This is a genomic window from Methylobacterium sp. Leaf104 (assembly GCF_001422885.1).
GTDB lineage: Bacteria > Pseudomonadota > Alphaproteobacteria > Rhizobiales > Beijerinckiaceae > Methylobacterium.
Genome location: NZ_LMMZ01000023.1, coordinates 383,393 through 403,235, shown reverse-complemented (window position 1 = coordinate 403,235; position 19,843 = coordinate 383,393). Strand labels below are relative to the sequence as shown.

Genomic DNA, 19,843 nt, shown 5'->3' with positions numbered 1-19,843 from the left:
AGCATGGCTACGCCCCCGATCCCCTGGCACACGCGCGCGAAAATCTCGGGCGTGCCCCTCGCCGCCGGCGCCGAGCTCGGCATCGAGGAGGCGCACGAGGACCTCCAGCAACACCAGGTCCGCATGACCTGGCGGGGTCTCCCCAAGATTTTCGGGCCCGCCCATCGTCGTGTCCACAAGGTGACCCTGTCCTGCAAGGACAGACTCCCCCCGGCGTGGGAGCACCTGCGCGTCCGGGACCCCGTGCTCCTCCAGAGCGTCCGGTTCGAGGGCGCCGTGATCCCCGCCGGCCTCTCGTCCGTCGCGCTCCGCTATTCGCCGTGCCCGGAAGCCAGGAAGCCGTCCGGCTTTGCGGTCATCGCGCACCGGTCTGACACCAACCGCCGCGTTGCGTTCACGGTCGCCGGCCGCGTCGTCACCCTCGCCGAGCCGGCCGAGGTCGACGTGCTCGTCCGGTACCGCCCCATCCTACCGTGCCAGGTCCTGTCCATCGACCCGGGATCCGCCACGGAGATCGAGGGCAGGCAAGGCTGGGGCCTCGCCCTGGTGGTGCTCGCGTGACCCTGCCGTACCTCATCTGGCTTGATGACGTGCAGCAGCCCGTCACGGCCGACATGCTCTATGTGCTCGACCACGACGACCTGGTCATGGCGTGCACCCTGTCCCGCTCCCGGGACGGCCTCCCCCACATGTCCATCGAGCTCGAAAACCCCGGCTGGTCCGTGTGGGAGACCGGGCAGCCCAGGGCCTGCGCCCTCGTCGAGGCGGAGCATGGCGCCATGCTCTCGTGGAAGGTCCGCGCCCGGGGCATCGTCCGCACCCTGCCGCCCGCGGTGTCCGGCGAGACCCTCACGCTCGACGTCGAGTGCAGCCTCGACAGCGACGCGCTCATCCGCGCGAAGGAGATCGCGGCCGCGGCCGTCCTCGGCGTCGCCGTGCCCAGCGAGTACGACGAGGACGGCACCCTCGCGGACGACGACCCGACGGCAGAGCAGCTTCCCTACCTAGACCGCCTGTTCGGGCGCCTGGAGTACCTGGCGGACGCCGTCGGGCAGACCCGGCATGGGTACTGGCACTACGACCCCGTCACCCACGCCGTGGCCTGGCGCGACCACGCCGCCTCCCGTGGGGTCTGGAACTTGGCGGACGCGTACGACGCGGCGTCCCTCCAGGTCGTCCCGGGCAAGGGTGCGGTCCGGGAGGTCCGGGCCAAGCTGGTCTGCCAACTCCAGGTCAACGCAACCGGGACCTGCGACATCGGATCGTGGATCGGACCCGTGGTCTCCCTGACGGGGTTCTCCGGCCAGGCCGAGGGGTCGCTCGCGGCGAACGTCGGATGGAATCTGGGTTCCCCCATCGTCACTCCGGTCGTCGGCCAGACGGCCCCCATCGAGACCGGCCGGGTCTGGCGGGGTGCGTTCCGCCGCATTTCCTACCTGCAGGTCCTGGTCAACGGGACCCCGAGGACCGACACCTTCTACGGGCCCACGTTCGAGTACGAGAGCATCGCCCAGTACGTCCGTCTCCGGACCGTGACGAGCGTCATGACGGCGTGGCCGGTCACGTACCAGTGGAACCAGAGCATCCGCGAGACGGCCAGGATCACCCTGCGCATGCCGGTCCAGCCGGGCGCCAGCGCGGTGGTCGACTACCTCGACCTGGGGACGATCTCGATCAGCGACCCGCACGGCATCGAGGGGTTCGCCGAGCTCGCGGAGCATGAGGAGGGGCGCGAGTACAACGAGGGCGACGTCGTCCTGAAAGGCGGACAGGCCTACCGCGCGAGCGTCGACGGGCTCACCTCGTTCTGGCTCGTCAAGACCGTCATCAGGAAGACGGTCTACGAGCGGGACCCACGCTGGGTGGACACCGGTTTCGCCCCGGCGCTCGACGACCCGGCCGCCACCGAGTTCTTCGAGCGCCCCCGGGGCCAGGCCTGCATCGCCGGCATGATCCTGCGCATGCGCGTCGCAGGCCTCGACAGATTCCAGGATTGGCAGGTCACGGTCACCTGCCTGCGCGAGGACCTCCTCGCCCTCGGGCCCGCCCTGGATCTGGACTGCGAGGTCCGCATCCTCCTGCCCGGCCGGCAGGGGACGCCCGACCTCAAGCCCGTGCGCGGCCGCGTCATGTCGATAGAAGAGGTGTGGCACGGCGACCAGGGCGAGACGGTCAACCTGACGCTGGCCATCCCGCCCGGCACCGGCGTCGACCTCGCCGCGCGCCTCGCCGCGACGGGCAGCTACGGCGCCAGCGACTATGCCGACGCCGAGTTCATCGAGCAGGACACGACCTACCTGACCGCCGGCGACGACATCGAGTGGACTTGGGAGGCGGACCCCCTGTCCCTGCCGGTCGACCCCAAGCTCCTATCGGAGCCCGGGTACGCCCTCCGGCAGTACCAGAAGAGGGGTCAGATCGACGAGCAGCTAGCGGCGTTCAAGCGCGCGGCCGCCCTCGGGCAGGAGGACCCCGTCGCCGCCGCCGGGAAGGTCGCGACGACGGTGGACGTGGAGCTCGTCCCGCTCGTGACGACCAAGGTCATCGACCGCGAGTACCGCGTGACGGCCGATCTGACGCGGTCCCCCAGGGGGATCCGCCTAACCGAAGAGGGAGAGCCCTGATGCCGACCGATCCACTCGTCAGCCTCATCAAGGACGTCGCCGAGGACGTGAACGCGCCTCTCGCCACCCTGCCTCGCGTGACCGGCGGGTCGGTGACCACCGAGGAGAGCGCCGAGCGGTGGGACGGGTCCACGTTCGCCGGAGGCGATCAGGTCACCGTCGTCGAGACGTCCTACCAGATCCCGCCCCCCGCGGCCGCCATCGCCTCGCCGGCGCCGGACCCCGGGCAACCAGGCGGGAGCGTCGAGTTCGTTTCGTTCCGGCAGGTCAGAGGGCTCAAAGCCCCGGATCCATGGACGACGACCTACCGCTACCCAGTCAAAGGCCAGGTGCACACATGACGGACGTCTTCACCGACTGGAAGCCGGGCGACCCGCCCCTCAAGGGGGGCGTCATCGCGGCGACCCTGCGCTACCTGCGCGGCCGCATCGACGCGCTCTACGCCCAGGGCCTCCAGGCCGAGGGCGTGGCGGACGCCGTCGTCGCCGCGGACCGCAGGTCGTTCCACCTCGTCTCCACGACCGGCCGGGCCCTGTCGGATATCCCCCTCGCGGCCGCCCCCCTCAACGAGCGCCCCGAGGGCTGGCTTGTCGGGACGGTCTACGCGAGTGGCGATTGGTTCTACTACCCGCTCACGCGGTCGAGCTACGTCGCCCGCGTCGCCCACCAGGCGACCACGTTCGAGGGCGATCTCGCGGCCGGCAGGCTCGCGTACATCGCCAGGGGCGGCAAGGACGCGAACCAACGCTACGCCGGGGTCTACTCGGCCGACATGTCCTACCTGATCGGGGACATCGTCACCGTCAACGAGGCGGCGACCCTCGCGTACCAGGCCATCGACGCCGTCCCCGCCGGCCCCGGCAACGTTCCGGGCACGACGTACCGGTGGCAGATCCTGACGATCCAGGGCGTCAACGATTTCCGCGAGCGGTGGCGGGGCCCGGTCGCGACGGGTGACGTCGTGCTGGGCCACGTGCCCCTCCGGTTCCTCTTCATTCCGTCGGGCGCGCCGGGTTCCATCGCCCGCATGAGCCCCGCCCCGACGGCGGCCGTCACGTTCTCGCTCCGGGTGAACGGCTCCGAAATCGGGACCATCTCGTTCGCGGCCGGGGCAACGGCCGGGGTATGGGCTACGACCGGTGCATTCGTGGCGGCCGGGTCCCTCGTCGAGGTCGTTGCCAAGGGGCCGGCCGCGAATTGTGCGAGCCTCATCATCGTGGGTGTTGGGGGCTGATCGAGCCCAGGCCGCGAATGGCCCATTTGCGGACCATCCGCGGTCCACAAATGGCCCGCAAATGGGACGGCGGCGGACCATCCGCGGACCATTGTTGGACCATTCGCGGCCCGTGGTTCCCCAGGACGGGGGAACGACCCTCGCGCGCAGGATTGAGTATGCCGACCTTGGGGGCACAATGGCCCCCATGAGCGATTTGTCCGGCGCCGGCGCCCTCCTGAACGCGGTCCGAGATCACCTCCACGGCGAGGTGATCCGGGTCATCCATGAGCGCGGCTTGACGAACGACGAGGTCGCCGCCCTCACGGGATTGCGGTTCGACCGGCACAAGAAGTGGAAGCTCTTGGAAGGCCCCACGGCGATCCGATGGTCGCCCGCCACCTTCATCGACGTCGCCCAGGCCCTCGGTATCCCGGTCTCGATCACCGTCTCCGGCGCCCCGGTCCAGTCCCGCATGACGAGGACGGCCGCTTCCCGCCCGGCCCGCGCGCTTGCGATGGCCGCCTGAGGCCAGTTTGAGGGAATTCCCCCATTGTGGCAGCGGCTTACGACCGTACATTCTGGTGATAGGCGATTCGCCTCCGGAGCCCTCCCGTGCCCACCGCCACGTCATACGCCACTGAGGCGCGCTACCCCGAACACGCCGCCCTGTGCCGGACGCTGGCGGGGCTCTTGGTGACCACGAAACGCGAGACCCGTACCCGGGGCGATCAGATCATCGCCCGGTACGATGCGGCCGCCGGGGCCCGGGCCGCGGCCTCCATGGAGGACCGGCTCCTCGCCCTCGTGGCAGGCCAGGTCGAGAAGCCCGGCGCCCGGGAGCGAGTCTGCAAACGCCTCCCGTCCGCATATCCGGCCGCCCTCGGCCAAGGCGTCCGGTCCCCCAAGGTGAGGTCAGAAATTCGTGCCGAGGCGTTCGAGGGGTGGGGTCTCGCCCGCCTCCTCGCCGCCCTTGACGCTTGTGGCTACGAGGCCACCCTGACCGTGCAGCCCAAGTCCGGCTAGGACCCGAACACCCGCACCGCCAACTCGGCCGGCAACTGGCGCCTGTGTGTCTTGAGGATCCTCAGGGCGTGGGACGCCTGCGCCTCGTCGAGCTCGCCCATGTCCGCGAGGACGTGCCCAAGGATCGAGGTCGACCTACCCCACCCCTCATGGTTCGTAGTCGTGGCGCGGTCGAGGTCCTTGCCTGTGAGCAGCGCGACCGCTTCCCGGGCAGCCTCCCGGACCCGGGCATCCCCTGCCCGGGAGAGTTCGGCCGTGGAGGCGGTCGCGGCGGTGGCCCGGGCGCGCTCCACGTTCCCGTCCGCCGCACGGGTCAACTTGTTCAACCTCCTCGCACCGGCGGTGTCGAGGTCCTCACGCGCGAGGAGGGCCTCGGCCTCGGCGGCGTTCTCCGCCTTGGTCCATGCCCACGGGCGGGCATCGAGACTCGCTCGGGCCGCGGCGCGTGCGTTCGGGACGAAGGCCGCCTTTGCGGCCCGGTCTGCGGCCCAGCTAGCCTTGATGCGCTCCTGCATCTCTTCGTACTCCGCGACCCTTTTGATGGCGGCCGGCAGGAGCGCCTGGTAGCGCGCCCAGGCCGGGACGCTCCAGCCTGCCTTCGCCAGCCAGAACGTGGGCCTCGACCCCGTCCAACCATCCCCGGGCCGCCCTTCGGTGAGGCTGAAGCCCAAATGCCTGATCTCCATCCCGATCACCTTCCAGGCCTGTTCGAACTCGGGCGTCGACGCCTCCGCGACGTAGAGGACGCGGCCGTCGGGGATCTCCTTGCGGATAGCCCAAGTAAGGTCGAAGGCCTCGGGCGGGCCGGCGGTGTTCATCTCGCAGGTGTTCATCGAATCGTCTCCACAAATCCGCGTACAAGCGAAGGGTAGCGCGGACCTTGGAAACCGCCAGGACTTTGTTTCGACAACGCGGAGGTACGATTTCAACAACGCTTTGGACAACACCGTGTTGTTGAAATGCGGGTGCAAATAAGGGTGCCGGGCGGTTCCGTATGGTAGCTAACTGGAGTTAGCTACCATTGGGCGATTTATTTGAGCTCGACCCCGCGTTGGCTCTGGCATTCTGGTGATTCGCTTCTCACAATCTCTCCAGTACGCGGATAAGCGGAGGGTAATACGGTGCGCATGGCGTCTCACAGGGAGCTCGAACTCGACCAATCCCTCCACCGGCAGATCCCGCCGCTGGAGGCGTACCACCGCCTCGAACAGCTCCACGGCGTGTGGGAGTGCCTCTACGAGAGGTACGGGTGGCTCACTGAGAGCCATGTCCGCGCGCTCGTCGAAGCAGGCCGCGCACTCGTCGAGGGCCGCGCGCGCAACGCAAGCCGCCGCCTCTCGCCCGCCGAGGAGCAGGGCGTGGTCGACGCGGTCTTCAGCCTCGGTGGTGTCGCGTACGCCGCCCGGGCGGCCGGCGTGACGGACAGGCTCGTGCTCAAACTCTTGCGGGAGCGCGGGCACACTGAATGGCCGCGGGCCTCCAGGCGCCCGGCGGACGTCGCCGCCGCCCGTGAGCGGGTCGCCGCTACGAGGAGGGCGGCATGACCGATCTCACGCAAGACGACGTCCGCCTGCGCCTGTCCCGGGCGATCAGGGACGCGGGTAGCCAGCGGGCGTTCGCTACCTCGGCAGGTGTCAGCCCGGCATACGTCTCCGACGTCGTCGCCGGGCGCCGGGCCCCCGGGGCCTCCATCCTCGCCGCGCTGGATCTCGCGAAGGTTGAGCGATTCGTTTCGCTCGGGAGGTCGTGATGGGCGAGGGCTGCGCGAGCATCAACAAGCTCGTCTACGAGACGCCCTCGCCCGAGAAGGTCGCCAGGATCTTCGCCGCCTGCGGGGCGGAGGCGGCCGAGGAGCGCTGGCACTGGATCGAACCTAGGACCCTGGGGGGCCTGGCCCGCGCCGGCCGCGCGATCCTCTCCGGGACGGTCTCTGCATCGAGCCGGGTGCGGACGGCGAGCCCCGAGCAGGAGGCCGTCGCCATCGAGGCGGGGTTCGTTCTGGGATCCCGCAAGGCGGGAGAGCGGGCGGCCGGCATGGGATTGAACACGCTCATGTGCGTCGAGCACGAGCGAGGCATCCTCGACATGCCGCGGATTTCCCCACGAGATCGCGGCCGCAATGCGCAGGATGGCCACGCCGCGAACCGGGGCGATGCCGACGCAGCCGCCCGCATCGAGGCCCGGCATGCCCACGAGCGCGCCGTCGCTGGCGTCCTGCGGGTCGCCCTCGCGATGGTGCCAGATCAGCCCAGCACCGGGCGCTACCGCCTGCCCAAGGCCGACGGCGAGCTCGCGGCCGCACTCGTCGGGCATGACCCAGCCGCCATTGCCGCCGTCTTCCCGGGCCTCGCCGAGGCACCGGTCACCCCGTCAATCCAGGAGCCAGCCCCCATGACCGTCGCCCCCGCCAAGACCGCCACCGCCCCGGCCCCCCGCGTGCGCGGCCGCGCCCCGGATGCCGACCAGATCCGCCTCGATCACGCGGAGACGACGAGCATCCCCGAGCTAGCGTCGCGCTGGGGGATCTCCGAGAGCGGGGCCTACCAGGCCCTCCGCCGCGTGGGCCTGACGGGGCACCGCGGTTTCATGGCCACCCCGGCCCGGTCGCCTGAGGCCCCGGCGGTCGAGGTCGTGCCCCCGGCCGCCCCTGTGCCAGAGCCTGAGACCAACGTCGTCGCTATCCGTCGGGAGGCCGTCGAGCTCCCCGCGGCGCCCCCGCCCCCGTCCCGGGTCGTCATCCAGGCCCGGGCGCCGGAGCCTGTCCGCATTGGCGGACGCCTCGGGCTGGAGGACCTCGCCCTGGCGTACCGCCTCGCGTGCGAGTGTGGGATCCCGCCGGAGGAGGCCCTCCATTTCGTGCGGGCCGACGTCGCCGCGGAGGCGGGACACCCCGGGGTGTACGCGTGACGGCCGCGGAGACTCGGGTCCGGGCGGCCAGGCTCGCGGCCGCATTGGCGGACACGGACCCGCCCGCCGTCCGGGCCGCGCTCCATGGCCTGACACCACTCCAGGCGAACAGGGTCGTGAGGGTGGCCATCCCCCTCATGGGCGGCGAGAGCCCCGCCCGGGGGAACGCGATTAACCCTGCGTAGAGAACCTGCGACGATCACCGTTGACCGGTTCCGGTCTCTCCTGGACTGTGTGCCATGGCGCAGAAGACGACCTTTTCCCTCATCGTGTCAGAGGATGTTTTCGAGGGGCGGCCGCGTACTGCGGCCGCCGCTCTCGACGAGACACCTCTCGACCTGGAGACCGCGGTGTGGCTCCCGGAGCTCCTCGTGCCCGAGACGCATGACGGCGTCTCGGGCACGTTCTGGTGGCCCAGCCTCACGGTACGGCAGCTTCGCGAGGCTATCGACCGGGGCGACCTGCGGCCGGAGAGGCACGGGAGGAAGATCGTCGTCACGCGCCGACACATCCGGGAATGGAGGGAAGCGTGCCGCGCAGGAACAGTGGGCCCAGGCTCTGGCTCAGGCCAGCCGAGCAGGGCAAGGACGGGGGCACCGAGCGCCTCGCCCAATGGCACCTCAAAGACGACGGCGGGGTCCGGAAGCCCGTTGGATGCTTTGCGCGCGATGTCCGCGGCCTCAAGGGCGCCGCGAAGGCCGAAGCCCTAGCCTTCAATGAGGCCGAGGAGGCGCGGGCCCATCAGGCCCTTGCCGCCTACATCACCGCCAAGCACACCCCCTCCGTCCAGAAGGGCCGCGGCGCCGGCGAGATCCTCGTCGTCGACGTGTTGCTCATGTGGGGCGAGCGCGTCGTCCAGAAGAAGGTCGAGGACCTGCGTGCCGAGGACGCCAAGGCGGGCCTCGTCCACGCCAAGCCGGCCATCTACGAGGGGCGCGCCGTCAGGTGCATGGCGCGCCTCGTCCAGCTAGGCGAGTGGTGGCAGGGCAAGACCCTCGCGGACGTCGATGGCGATTCCTGCGACGAGTACGTGGCATGGCGTTGCGGTCAGGCCTGGAAGTCGGCGCGCCCCGACGATACCGGAAACGAGGCGCGGACGGTCTCGCCCCAGGGCGCCCGGCGCGAGCTTGAGGACATGCGCGCGGCCATCAACTGGCACCGGGGCCGGGGGTACTGCCGCGAGATCGTGGAGGTCTCGCTGCCTGCCAAGGGCAAGAAGAAGGAGCACCACCTCACCCGCCACGACGCGGCGCACCTGCTGCTGGGCATGTGGCGCAAGCGCGAGGTCATGTCGGTGCGGAAGGACTCGCCGACGCGCGCCGGCGAGAAGGTCCTATCGAAGAAGCGGCCGCACCGGCACCTGACCCGGTTCACGCTGCTCGGGATCTACACGGGCACCCGCGCCGGGGCGATTGCAACGGCGGCGTTCGAGCGGATCCCGGGCAGGTCCTGGCTCGATCTTGAGACGGGCATGTTCCACCGTCTCGCTGTCGGGCAAGGCGAGACGAACAAGCGGCAGCCTCCAGTGCGGATCCCGGACAGGCTCCTCGCCCACATCCGTCGGTGGAAGCGCCTCGGCGTCTCGAAGGACTACGTCGTCGAGTTCAATGGCGCGCCGGTCGAGCAGGTCAACAAGGGGTTCGGCGTCGCACTCGCGGACGCGGGCCTCCAGGGCTCGCCGCACATGCTCCGCCATACCTGCGCGAGCTGGCTCCTACAGCGCGGCGTGCGGTCCTGGGATGCCGCGCACTACCTCGGCATGTCGGAGCGCATCCTCCTGGAGACGTACGCGCACTGGCACGCCAGCTATCAGGCGAGCATCGCCGGCGGACGGAAGCGGGAGCGGCCGGCGGCTGAGCTCCACGACGCCTTCTCGGTCCACTACCACCGCGACCAGGACCTCGCCCTGGCGATGGCCAACCGGGACGCCCGGCTCAAGCGGCGCGGTCTGAAGCGTCGGTCCCTGACGACCGCGGCGAAGGCCGCCTGAGGGTTTCGGTACCGGAACCGAACCGGAACCGGAATGGGCGGAAACCGGGGGGAATAGCGGTTCCGGTACCGCCTTCGTTCTCGGCCTTCCCTCTGCGGAATTCGGTCCCTACACACCGCTCATAACGGTCTGGTTGCAGGTTCGAGTCCTGCCGGGCCCACCATTCTCCTGTCGCGTGCCCGATCAATCAGGACAAGCCGAAAAATCACCGGCTCGGAGAAGGTGGCTGCGTCACGCGGGCGCGACCCATCGAAGGACGATGACGGGATGGCGGCACTCGGAAAGATCCGCCGAGGAAGAATCTACGTCGGGCGGTGATGCATCTCTGGCGACCGGTGCGCGGGAATGGGTCGGCGTCAACGATCGAGATATTCCGGGGCGGGCGCGGCGCGACGAGCGCCTCGTCATCTGGTTTCCGGCCGTCGCAAGTTCATAACTCCCTCGCGGGACTGACCCGCGTCGGGCCGGCCACTCGACGTGGCACGGCGTCCGGTGCCGGCGACTTCGGGCGTGCGATTGCCGCGTCGCTCCCCCGGACATGTCCATCTGAACGCTCCTACGACAAGCCGGATCGGGTGCACGGCTGCGCGGTCCGCGATCCGTCGACCGACCATGTGTCCTATCGTGTGAGCATGGCTGAGCGAGGTGCAAGAAGATCCGGGCGACGTCCGCTCGGTTTCGATGCCCGGCAACGAAGACGTCGGCCGGCCGTGGCCGACCAGCAGGCTGGAACCGCGCCCTTCCCGTATCGCCCGTCATCCTTGCAGACGCGCGCGAGGCGGCGGAGTGCATCCCGATGAAGGAAAAACCCTCCTGGGAAGGTTTTTTCCCAATCGTAAGGGTTTTTTTACTGATCACGCGGGGGTGGAATCATGCAAGGTTCGCCCTAGCAACTGTCGGACAGGACGGCGGCGGAAGTCGTGGGCTTGAACGCGGTTCAAGGGAGCAAGCGATGACACGCGGATCAGCTTCTCGCGCCGCGCGCGACACTGCGAAACGCGCCGGTTTCGCCGGACACGACGTCCGGGATGCCTCCCGCGGTCTTCCGCGCCGAACGGTCCGCGTTCGGCGGCGTCGGTCCGCCCTACGCGCCGACGCCCCCTAGCCCTTCGAACTCGAAGCCGGTCTCCGCCACGGCGTGAGCCCGGACCTGAATCCCGTCCACCCAGCCGCGAGCCATGGCCTGCGCTGCCGCATCCCTATGGCCAATGGAGACCGCCATGTCCGTCACCTTCACGGTCGACACCAACGACCTCCGTCATATCCTGGCGCAGATCCGGATCGCCGAGGAATTCGCGGCGCCGGGCAATACGCGGACTCTCCAGGACATCATCGGACCGGACGCCGCCCTGCTTCCCGCCGGCCTGCGGGCGGTCGACGGAAGCAACAACAACCTCCTGCCGGGCCAGAGTCTTCTCGGGGCGGCCGACCAGCCGTTTCCGCGGCTCCTGTCGGCCCAGTACACCACCGGCACGGGCGCCTTCGACGTCAACGGGCCGGCTCCCGGCGGCATCGTGACCAACAACGACTACAGTGTCGGTGGGACCGTCATCGACACCAGCATCCGGACGGCCAGCAACCTCATCGTCGACATGAGCCCCCATAACCCGGCGGCCGTGGCCGCCTGGTTCGCCAATCCCATCGCGCAGGCCGCCTATGCCGCCGCCCATGGCGGCGAGGCCCCACCCGCCGGCTACATCCCGACGGCGACCGAGGTCGCCTTCATCCCGAACCAGTCGCCCGACATCGGTCTGTCGCCGCCCTTCAACGGGTGGATGACCCTGTTCGGGCAATTCTTCGACCACGGGCTCGACCTCGTCACCAAAGGCGGCAACGGCTCGGTCATCGTTCCGCTGATGCCCGACGATCCGCTGATCGCCGGCGGCCACGGGGTGGTCGGCACCGCCGACGACCTGCCGGAGGCCCAGCGCTTCATGGTCCTGACCCGCGCCACGCCCGTGGCGGGGCCTGGCGCCGACGGTGTGCTCGGCACGGCGGACGACATCCGCACCGCGGTCAACACCACCACGCCCTGGATCGACCAGAACCAGACCTACACCTCCCATCCCTCGCACCAGGTCTTCCTGCGCGAGTATGTCCGGGTCGACGTGACCCCGGCCGACGGCATCGCCGATCCCGTCACCCTGGCGACCGGAAACCTCCTCAACGGCGGCGCCGACGGCAAGGCCATCGCGAACTGGGCGGAGGTCAAGGCGCAGGCGAAGGCGATGCTGGGCATCGAACTGGTGGACACGGACATCCACAACGTGCCCGTCCTGATGACCGACCCCTACGGCAGGTTCATCCCGGGCGCCCACGGCTACGCGCAGATGCTGATGCAGCCCGACGCGACCCATCCGACCACGTGGTTCAAGGAGGGAACGGCGGAGGGCATCCGCACGGTCGGCGCCGTCATGACCGGCCACGCCTTCCTCGACGACATCGCCCATACCGCGGACCCCATCGTCCAGGGGCAGGCGGTGGCGGCCGACGCGGACACGCTCACCGGCAATGCGGTCGGCGTCAATCCTCAGACCGGGGCGAACCTCGCCTACGACAACGAGCTCCTCGACCGGCACTTCATCACCGGCGACGGGCGCGGCAACGAGAACATCGGGCTGACCGCGGTCCACACCATCTTCCACTCGGAGCACAACCGGCTCGTCGAGGCCAACAAGCAGACCATCCTGGCCTCGGGCGACCTCGCCTTCGTCAACGAATGGCTGCGGGTCGACCTGACCGCCCTGCCGACCACCCCGGCCCAGGTCGCCGCGCTGCAATGGGACGGCGAGCGCCTGTTCCAGGCCGCCAAGTTCGTCACCGAGATGCAGTACCAGCACCTCGTGTTCGAGGAATTCGCCCGGACGGTCCAGCCCAACGTCGACCCGTTCGTGTTCACCAACAGCGCCGACCTCAACCCGGCCATCACGGCCGAGTTCGCGCACGTCGTCTACCGGTTCGGGCATTCGATGCTGGCCGACACCGTCGACCGCATCGGGTTCGACATGACGCCGGTCGACGCCGACCTGACCGTCGCCGGAACCCAGGAACTCGGCCTGATCGAGGCCTTCCTCAACCCGGTGGCCTTCACGGCGAGCGGCGTCGACACCGAGGCCGCGGCCGGTGCCATCATCCGCGGCATGACCCGGCAGATCGGCAACGAGATCGACGAGTTCGTGGTCGATGCCCTGCGCAACAACCTCCTCGGGCTTCCCCTCGACCTCGCGACGCTGAACATCGCGCGCTCGCGGGAACAGGGCGTGCCGACCCTCAACGAGGCCCGCGCGGAATTCTACGCGATGACCGCCGACGCCAAGCTCAAGCCCTACACGAGCTGGATCGACTTCGCCCAGAACATCAAGAACCCGGCCTCGGTGCTCAACTTCATCGCGGCCTACGGCGATCACGACCTCATCACCCAGGAGAGCACCCTCGCGGGCAAGCGCGCCGCAGCGACCGCCCTGGTGTTCGGCGTCTCGGTCGACGTGCCGGACGATCCGTCGACCCCGGTGAACGACGCGCACACCATCGCGCCGCCCGCGGATCGGCTCGACTTCCTCACCGGCACGGGCGCCTGGAACGCGGCCAATTCCGGCCTGAACGACGTCGACTTCTGGATCGGCGGCCTGGCCGAGGAGAAGATGGAATTCGGCGGGATGCTGGGCAACACCTTCAACTTCGTCTTCGAGACGCAGATGGAGAACCTCCAGAACGGCGACCGCTTCTACTATCTCAGCCGCACGCAGGGCATGAACCTCCTCAACGAACTGGAGGCCAACACCTTCTCGGCCCTGGTCCAGCGCAACACCGACCTCGGCGACGAGGGATCCTCGCACCTCAACGGGTCGCTGTTCGGGCGCGCCGACCACATCCTCGAACTGAACCAGGTCAAGCAGGTCGGGGACGACCCGGTGCAGGACGATCTGCTCCTGCAGATCCTGGACCCGAAGGTCGTGCGCGTCGCACCGGGCGCCGATGTCGACGGCGACGGCCATGCCGATGGCGGGATGCTGAAGTTCAGCGGCGGCGAGCACGTCGTCCTCGGCGGGACCGAGGGCAACGACCGCCTGATCGGCGACAAGGGGATCGACACGCTCTGGGGCGACGGCGGCGACGACTACCTCAACGGCGGGATGGAATCCGACCAGATCTTCGGCGGCGACGGCGACGACGTCATCGAGGACCCCTTCGGCGACGAGTTCATCCGGGGCGGCGAGGGCAACGACGCCATCTCGGGCGGACCGGGCCTCGACATCCTGTTCGGCGGCGGGGGCAAGGACTTCATCACGCACGCGACCGATCCGGGCGAGGTCTTCGCCGGGCGCGGGGACGACTTCGTCCTCGGCGGCAGCGCCGCCGACAACCTGATGGGCAACGAGGGCGACGACTGGATCGAGGGGGGCGAGGGTTTCGACGGCCTCTCGGGCGAGAACTCGCAGCTGTTCTTCAACAGCATCATCATCGGCCATGACGTCCTCAACGGACAGGGCAACGACACCGACTACGACGGCGAGTCCGGCGACGACATCATGGTCCAGGGCGCCGGCATCCAGCGCAACAACGGCATGCTCGGGTTCGATTGGTCGATCCAGAAGGGCGACCCGAACGACGGCCTGATCGATCTCGGCATCTCCCAGTTCGCCACCCAGCAGGCGCTCATCCTGCGTGACCGCAACGACTCGGTCGAGGCTGCCTCGGGCTGGAAGCACGACGACACGCTGATCGGGACCGACAGGCCCACGGGCGCGAACGGCCCCGGCCTGGCCGGCATCATCAACGGCCCGGCGACCGACAGCATGCTGCTGTCCCAGAACGTCGCCCTCATCGACGGCCTGGAGGCCCTGCTCAAGCTGACCCCGGGGGCGATCCGCGGTCAGACCGTCGGCAGCGACGCGACGCCCTTCGCGAGCCTGGCGCCCGACACCACCGTGTTCGATCCCCAGAACGGGGGCAACATCCTGCTCGGCGGCGCCGGCAGCGACACCTTCGACGCCAAAGCCGGCAACGACATCATCGACGGCGACCGCTGGCTCAACGTGCGGATCAGCATCCGTGACGCCGGCGGCACCGAGGTGGCCACCGCCGACAGCCTCGCGGGCCAGATGTTCACGACACCGGCCGGGCTCGCGAGCGGCACCGGTCCGCTCTATCTCGGCGGGATGAGCCTGCAGACCGCGCTGATGACGCGGGCAGTGAATCCGGGCCAGCTCAACATCGTCCGCGAGATCCTCGACGCCGGGGCCGGGTCGGACGTCGACACGGCGGTCTTCTCCGACGTGCGGGCCAACTACACCATCACCAACCTCGGCGACGGCAGCTTCTGGGTCGACCACACCGGCTTCGCCGTCACCCCGACCCTAAAGCTGTCGGACGGCATCGACACGCTCCACAACATCGAGCGGGCCCAGTTCGCGGACGGGGCCGTGTTCCTCACCAACGTGCCTGCGACCGGTGCGCCGACCATCGACGACACCACGCCGACCGAACTGGCGGCGATCCGAGCCAACGTGGCGGGCATCGCCGACCTGAACGGCCTGCCCGCGACCTTCGGCTTCCAGTGGCAAGTCCTGTCGGCCGCCGGAACCTGGACGAACATCGCCGGGGCGACCGGCCAGACCTTCACGCCGCAGCAGGCCCAGGTCGGGTTCCAGGTCCGGGTCGCAGTGAGCTTCACCGATCAGGGTGGCTATGCGGAGCGGGTCTTCTCGGCACCGACCGACGTGGTCGGCGACAACATCGTCGACAACGGCGCCGGCAACACGATCAACGGCACGGCGGGGGCCGACCGCATCCTCGGCAACGGCGGCAACGATACGGTGAATGCCGGGGCGGGCGACGACTTCGTCGACGGTGGCGCCGGCGCCGACACCATCAACGGTGCCGCAGGAAACGACACCCTCCAGGGCGGGACCGGCAACGACACCATCGATGCCGGAGCCGGCGACGACGTCGCGACCTGGAACGGTGGCGCCGCGCTCGGGCCGATCACCCTCGTCGCCAACGATGGACGCGACGTGGTGAGGGGCGGCACCGAGGGGGCCGTGGGAGACACCTTCGTGGTCAACGGGACCCTCGGTCTTTCTGAGACCTTCCGGGTCTACACCGTCGCGGCATGGGGACAGGTCGCCGGCAACAACGTCGCCACCCTCAGCCCCGGCACCGAGATCGTCGTCACCCGCACCACGGGGACGGGCATCGGTGCGGTCACCACGATCATCGCCGAGCTGCAGGAGATCGAGGAGATCCGGATCGGGACCGCCGCGGTCTCGGTCCCCAACCCGCCGACCAACGCGGGGGCGGGCGACAGCGTCTTCCTGATCGGAAACTTCTCGACGACGAGCCTGAACCTCAACACCGTGACCATCGACGGCACCGAGGGGAACGACACCGTCGACATCTCCGGCCTGACATCGGCCCACCGCATCGTCTTCCGCTCCAGCGGCGGCACGGACACCATCGTGGGAACGCTGCGTCCGCAGGACGTCATCGAACTGGCGCCGGGCACGACGCGGGCCGATTACGTCGAGGCGCATGCCAACGGCATGACGACCCTGACGCGCGGCGCGCACAGCATCACCTTCGCGAGCACGGGGACGCCCACCTTCGGCACGGTTCCGGCGAACGGCGGACAGCAGCCCGGCGGCAATGGAGAGGCACCCGGACCGGGCGGCGCCTTCGCCCTGACGGTCTCCGACCTCGCCGGGCTCAAGGGCCTCGTCACCGGGCAGCCCGTCGCCGGAGGCGACGACGACGCCAACGGGGCGGCCGGCATCCGGCACCTGTCCGGTGCCGGCAACAACCTGGCGCATCCGGAATACGGGGCGGCCGACCAGCCGTTCATCCGGCTCACCGAAGCCCATTACGGCACCTACGACCCGGCGACGGGCAACAACGCCCTGAATCCGCTCTTCGCCGGCCTCGACCCGCGTGCCATCAGCAACGTCCTCGGGACCCAGGAGCCGAACCTGCCGCACGAGGCGAGCGGCGCGAACATCTTCTTCATGGCGTTCGGGCAGTATTTCGACCACGGCCTCGATTTCCTGCCCAAGACCTCGGCCAACGGCATCGTCGAGATCGGCGGCCCCGGCGCCGTCCGCAGCCCGACCAGCGACAACCCGACGGACCTCACCCGCGGCGAGGTATCGGGAATCGGACCGGACGGCGTCCCGCAGCACCTGAACAAGACCTCCCCCTTCGTCGACCAGAACCAGGCCTACGGCTCGCACGAACTCGTCGGGCAGTTCCTCCGCGAGAGTGACGGGCACCAGGGTGTGGGCGCCCACCTCCTGGCCGGGCTGCCGGACCCGTCCAATCCCGCCTTCAACCTCCTGCCGACCCTGCGCGCGCTGATCGAGCACCATTGGGCCGCGAACACGATCTTCCACGACCCCTCGCTGCCGGGTCCGACCCATTCGGTCAGCTTCCGCGACTACTTCTCGAACTTCGCCATCTCGGAGACGAGGACCGGCTCCCTGCTCGACGCGGCGGGCGCCTTCGACCCGGAGGCGGTCAGCGCCTTCGCCTCGAACTTCATGGGCAGCGGGAACGCGCTGCTCCTCGACACGAACCCCTTCGTCAGCCTGCTCGACCACTTCGTGGCCGGCGACGGGCGGGCGAACGAGAACGTGAGCCTCACCGCGATCCACACCATCTGGGCGCGCAACCACAACTTCCACGTCGACAACCTGATGGAAGCCGGATTCCAGGGCAGCCCGGAGGAGGTCTTCCAGGCGGCCAAGATGATCAACGAGGCCGAGTACCAGCGCGTCGTCTTCACCGAGTTCGCCGACCATCTGATCGGCGGGATGAAGGGGAGCGGCTCGCACGGGCACAGCGACTACAATCCCGGGGTCGATGCCCGCATCTCCGAGGAATTCGCCTCCGCGGTCTATCGCGTCGGGCATTCGCTCATCGGCCAGACCCTGACCGTGATGGGCGCCGACGGCCAGCCGCACCAGGTGCAGCTCGTCGACGCCTTCCTCAACCCGACCAACGACCCGGGCGCCTTCACGGCCCCTCTGCCTCCCGGCTACGTGCCGCAGCCGGGCTACGCCCAGCTCGGGGCGAACGCCATCCTCGCGGGGGTCGCGACCCAGCCGGCCGAGGCCGTCGACTTCAACATCGTCGACGCGGTGCGCAACGACCTGGTGCGGATCAACGCCGACCTGTTCGCCTTCAACGTGGCCCGCGGCCGCGATGTCGGGCTCGGCACGCTGAACCAGGTCCGGGCCGACCTGATGGCGTCGACCGACCCCTACGTCCACGAGGCGGTGGGCTATGCGGGCAACCTCACCCCCTACGCCTCCTGGGCGGACTTCCAGGCGCGGAACGGGCTGAGCGACGCGGTCATCGCGCAGTTCCAGCAGGCCTATCCCGACCTGGTGCTCGCCACGTCCGAACAGCGTGCCGCCTTCGTGGAGGCCAATCCCGACATCGCCATCCACATCCGCGCCGACGGGACCGAGTACGTCTCGGGCATGGACCGGGTCGATCTCTGGGTCGGCGGCCTGGCCGAGAAGCACATCAACGACGGCGTCGTCGGCCAGACCTTCTGGATCGTCCTGCACGAGCAGCTCGACCGCCTGCAGGAGGGCGACCGCTTCTACTACACCGACCGGTTCGACAATTTCGATTTCTACCAGAACCAGGTCGACGGCCAGAGCTTCTCGGACATCGTGGCTCGCAACACCGGCCTCACCGGACTTCAGGAGGACATCTTCGCCGTCGGTCGCGAGGACGGCCCGGGCGATTCCGGATCGGGAACGGGGGCCGGATCCGGTTCCGGAACCGGTGACGGTACGGGCGATGGCGGCGGCGGAACGGGAACCGGGACCGGGGATGGAGGCGGCTCCGGCACCGGGGAGGACACCGGCAGCGGTGCCGGGACCGATACCGGGAGCGGTTCCGGCTCGGGTTCGGGAACCGGGTCGGGCTCCGGGGCAGGCGCGGGCGCCGGGACCGGTGAGGACGACGACGGGGACGCGGATCACGGCACGGCCTGCGGCGACGGCCATGGCGGGACCGCCACCGGAGGCTCCGGGCAGGACGACGGTCACGGCACTGAAGGCGGCACCGCAGGCGGAGGCGCGACGGGGGGCGGCACGACGCCTCCGCCGCAACCGACGACCCACCTCGTCTCGGGCACCGCCCTCGACGACGTCCTGGTCGGCACGGACGGCGCGGACACGATCCTCGGCCTGGGCGGGGACGACAACATCCTCGCCGGCGATGGGGCCGACGTGGTCCGGGGAGGCGACGGGAACGACTTCGTCGACGCCGGCGACGGACGCGACGTCGTCTTCGGCGGCGCGGGCGACGACGACATCCTCGCCGGCGCAGGTGCCGACATGGTCTACGGCGACGGCGGCGCGGACCGCATCCTCGCGGGGGCCGGAAACGACCTCGTCACCGCCGGCAGCGGCAACGACACGGTCATCGCCGGGGACGGCAACGATCTCATCGTGGCCGAGACGGGAGACGGGGACGACACCTACTGGGGTGACGAGGTGGGCGGCGGCGTCGGCATCGATACGCTCGACATGTCGGCCATCACCGCCAACATCACGGCGAATCTCGGCACCGGCCTCGCGGGCCGGGGCGGCGTCGCCAGCAGCCAGTCGGGATCCGACACCCTCTGGGGCATCGAGAACATCGTGACCGGGTCCGGCGACGACCACATCACGGCCAGCGACGCGGTGAACGTCATGGATGGCGGGCTGGGCGCCGACGTCTACCGCTTCGAGTCCGCCGCGGCGGCCAACGGCGACACCATCGCGAGCTTCCAACCGGGGGACAAGGTCGACCTCAGCGGCATCGACGCGAACCAGGGCGTCGCCGGGAACCAGGCCTTCACGCTCGCCGCCGGGGCCGCCTTCACCGGGGTGGGGCAGTTGCTGGTGACCCAGGAGAGCCGGGCCGACGGCGACTACACCGTGGTGGCCGGGAACACGGGGGGCGATGCGGCACCCGAGTTCAAGTTCAGCATCAAGGGAACGCCCGCCGCCACCGCCGCGGACTTCGCGCTCTGACGCCGGCCGGGCCCCGCCCAGGGGCCCGACCCGTTCACCCGGCCGCAGGGGGATT

The 19,843-nt window shown here is 69.6% G+C and carries 12 protein-coding genes; 11 read left to right on the top strand and 1 reads right to left on the bottom strand.

Translation table 11 applies throughout. From position 1 onward, the window contains the following. The first annotated feature begins 3 nt into the window (after nt 1-3). The 6 genes from ASF49_RS14370 (at nt 4) to ASF49_RS23715 (ending at nt 4,863) form a co-directional block, all read left to right on the top strand. Complete coding sequence (locus tag ASF49_RS14370; protein WP_056473901.1) at nt 4-561, top strand: hypothetical protein; 558 nt, start codon at nt 4-6, stop codon at nt 559-561. Next, a complete protein-coding gene (locus ASF49_RS14365) occupies nt 558-2,624 on the top strand; it encodes a hypothetical protein (RefSeq protein ID WP_056473898.1) in 2,067 nt (688 codons plus the stop codon). The genes ASF49_RS14370 and ASF49_RS14365 overlap by 4 nt, the downstream gene beginning before the upstream one ends. Beyond that, nucleotides 2,624-2,965: a hypothetical protein gene (locus ASF49_RS23720; protein WP_056473896.1), complete on the top strand. Its 342-nt coding sequence runs from the start codon at nt 2,624-2,626 to the stop codon at nt 2,963-2,965. Before ASF49_RS14365 ends, ASF49_RS23720 begins: the two co-directional genes overlap by 1 nt. Continuing rightward, the gene (locus ASF49_RS14355; RefSeq protein WP_056473894.1) at nt 2,962-3,858 is read left to right on the top strand and encodes a hypothetical protein; all 897 of its coding nucleotides are present in this window, start codon (nt 2,962-2,964) and stop codon (nt 3,856-3,858) included. The genes ASF49_RS23720 and ASF49_RS14355 overlap by 4 nt, the downstream gene beginning before the upstream one ends. A gap of 187 nt (nt 3,859-4,045) precedes the next feature. Then, the gene (locus ASF49_RS14350) at nt 4,046-4,366 is read left to right on the top strand and encodes a hypothetical protein (protein WP_156653015.1); all 321 of its coding nucleotides are present in this window, start codon (nt 4,046-4,048) and stop codon (nt 4,364-4,366) included. An 86-nt stretch (nt 4,367-4,452) separates the two neighbouring features. Next, complete coding sequence (locus ASF49_RS23715; RefSeq protein ID WP_056473889.1) at nt 4,453-4,863, top strand: hypothetical protein; 411 nt, start codon at nt 4,453-4,455, stop codon at nt 4,861-4,863. On the opposite strand, the gene ASF49_RS14340 is transcribed toward ASF49_RS23715, so the two are convergent. After that, the gene (locus tag ASF49_RS14340) at nt 4,860-5,696 is read right to left on the bottom strand and encodes a hypothetical protein (protein ID WP_056473888.1); all 837 of its coding nucleotides are present in this window, start codon (nt 5,694-5,696) and stop codon (nt 4,860-4,862) included. The two genes, ASF49_RS23715 and ASF49_RS14340, sit on opposite strands and share 4 nt — an antisense overlap. A 294-nt stretch (nt 5,697-5,990) precedes the next feature. Here ASF49_RS14340 and ASF49_RS14335 point away from each other — a divergent pair, with 294 nt between their 5' ends. From ASF49_RS14335 to ASF49_RS14310, 5 genes are all read left to right on the top strand, one after another. After that, on the top strand, nt 5,991-6,407 hold the full coding sequence (locus ASF49_RS14335; protein WP_056473886.1) for a hypothetical protein: 417 nt from the start codon (nt 5,991-5,993) through the stop codon (nt 6,405-6,407). Then, nucleotides 6,404-6,613 (top strand): helix-turn-helix domain-containing protein, encoded by a 210-nt coding sequence (locus ASF49_RS14330; protein ID WP_056473884.1) that lies wholly within the window; start codon nt 6,404-6,406, stop codon nt 6,611-6,613. Before ASF49_RS14335 ends, ASF49_RS14330 begins: the two co-directional genes overlap by 4 nt. Next, nucleotides 6,613-7,770 carry a hypothetical protein gene (locus ASF49_RS14325; protein WP_056473881.1) on the top strand — a complete coding sequence of 386 codons (1,158 nt, stop codon included), beginning with the start codon at nt 6,613-6,615 and terminating at the stop codon, nt 7,768-7,770. The genes ASF49_RS14330 and ASF49_RS14325 overlap by 1 nt, the downstream gene beginning before the upstream one ends. A gap of 529 nt (nt 7,771-8,299) precedes the next feature. Next, nucleotides 8,300-9,760: a site-specific integrase gene (locus ASF49_RS14315; RefSeq protein ID WP_200930053.1), complete on the top strand. Its 1,461-nt coding sequence runs from the start codon at nt 8,300-8,302 to the stop codon at nt 9,758-9,760. A gap of 1,220 nt (nt 9,761-10,980) precedes the next feature. Next, nucleotides 10,981-19,788 carry a peroxidase family protein gene (locus tag ASF49_RS14310; RefSeq protein WP_056473875.1) on the top strand — a complete coding sequence of 2,936 codons (8,808 nt, stop codon included), beginning with the start codon at nt 10,981-10,983 and terminating at the stop codon, nt 19,786-19,788. Nucleotides 19,789-19,843 lie beyond the last annotated feature (55 nt).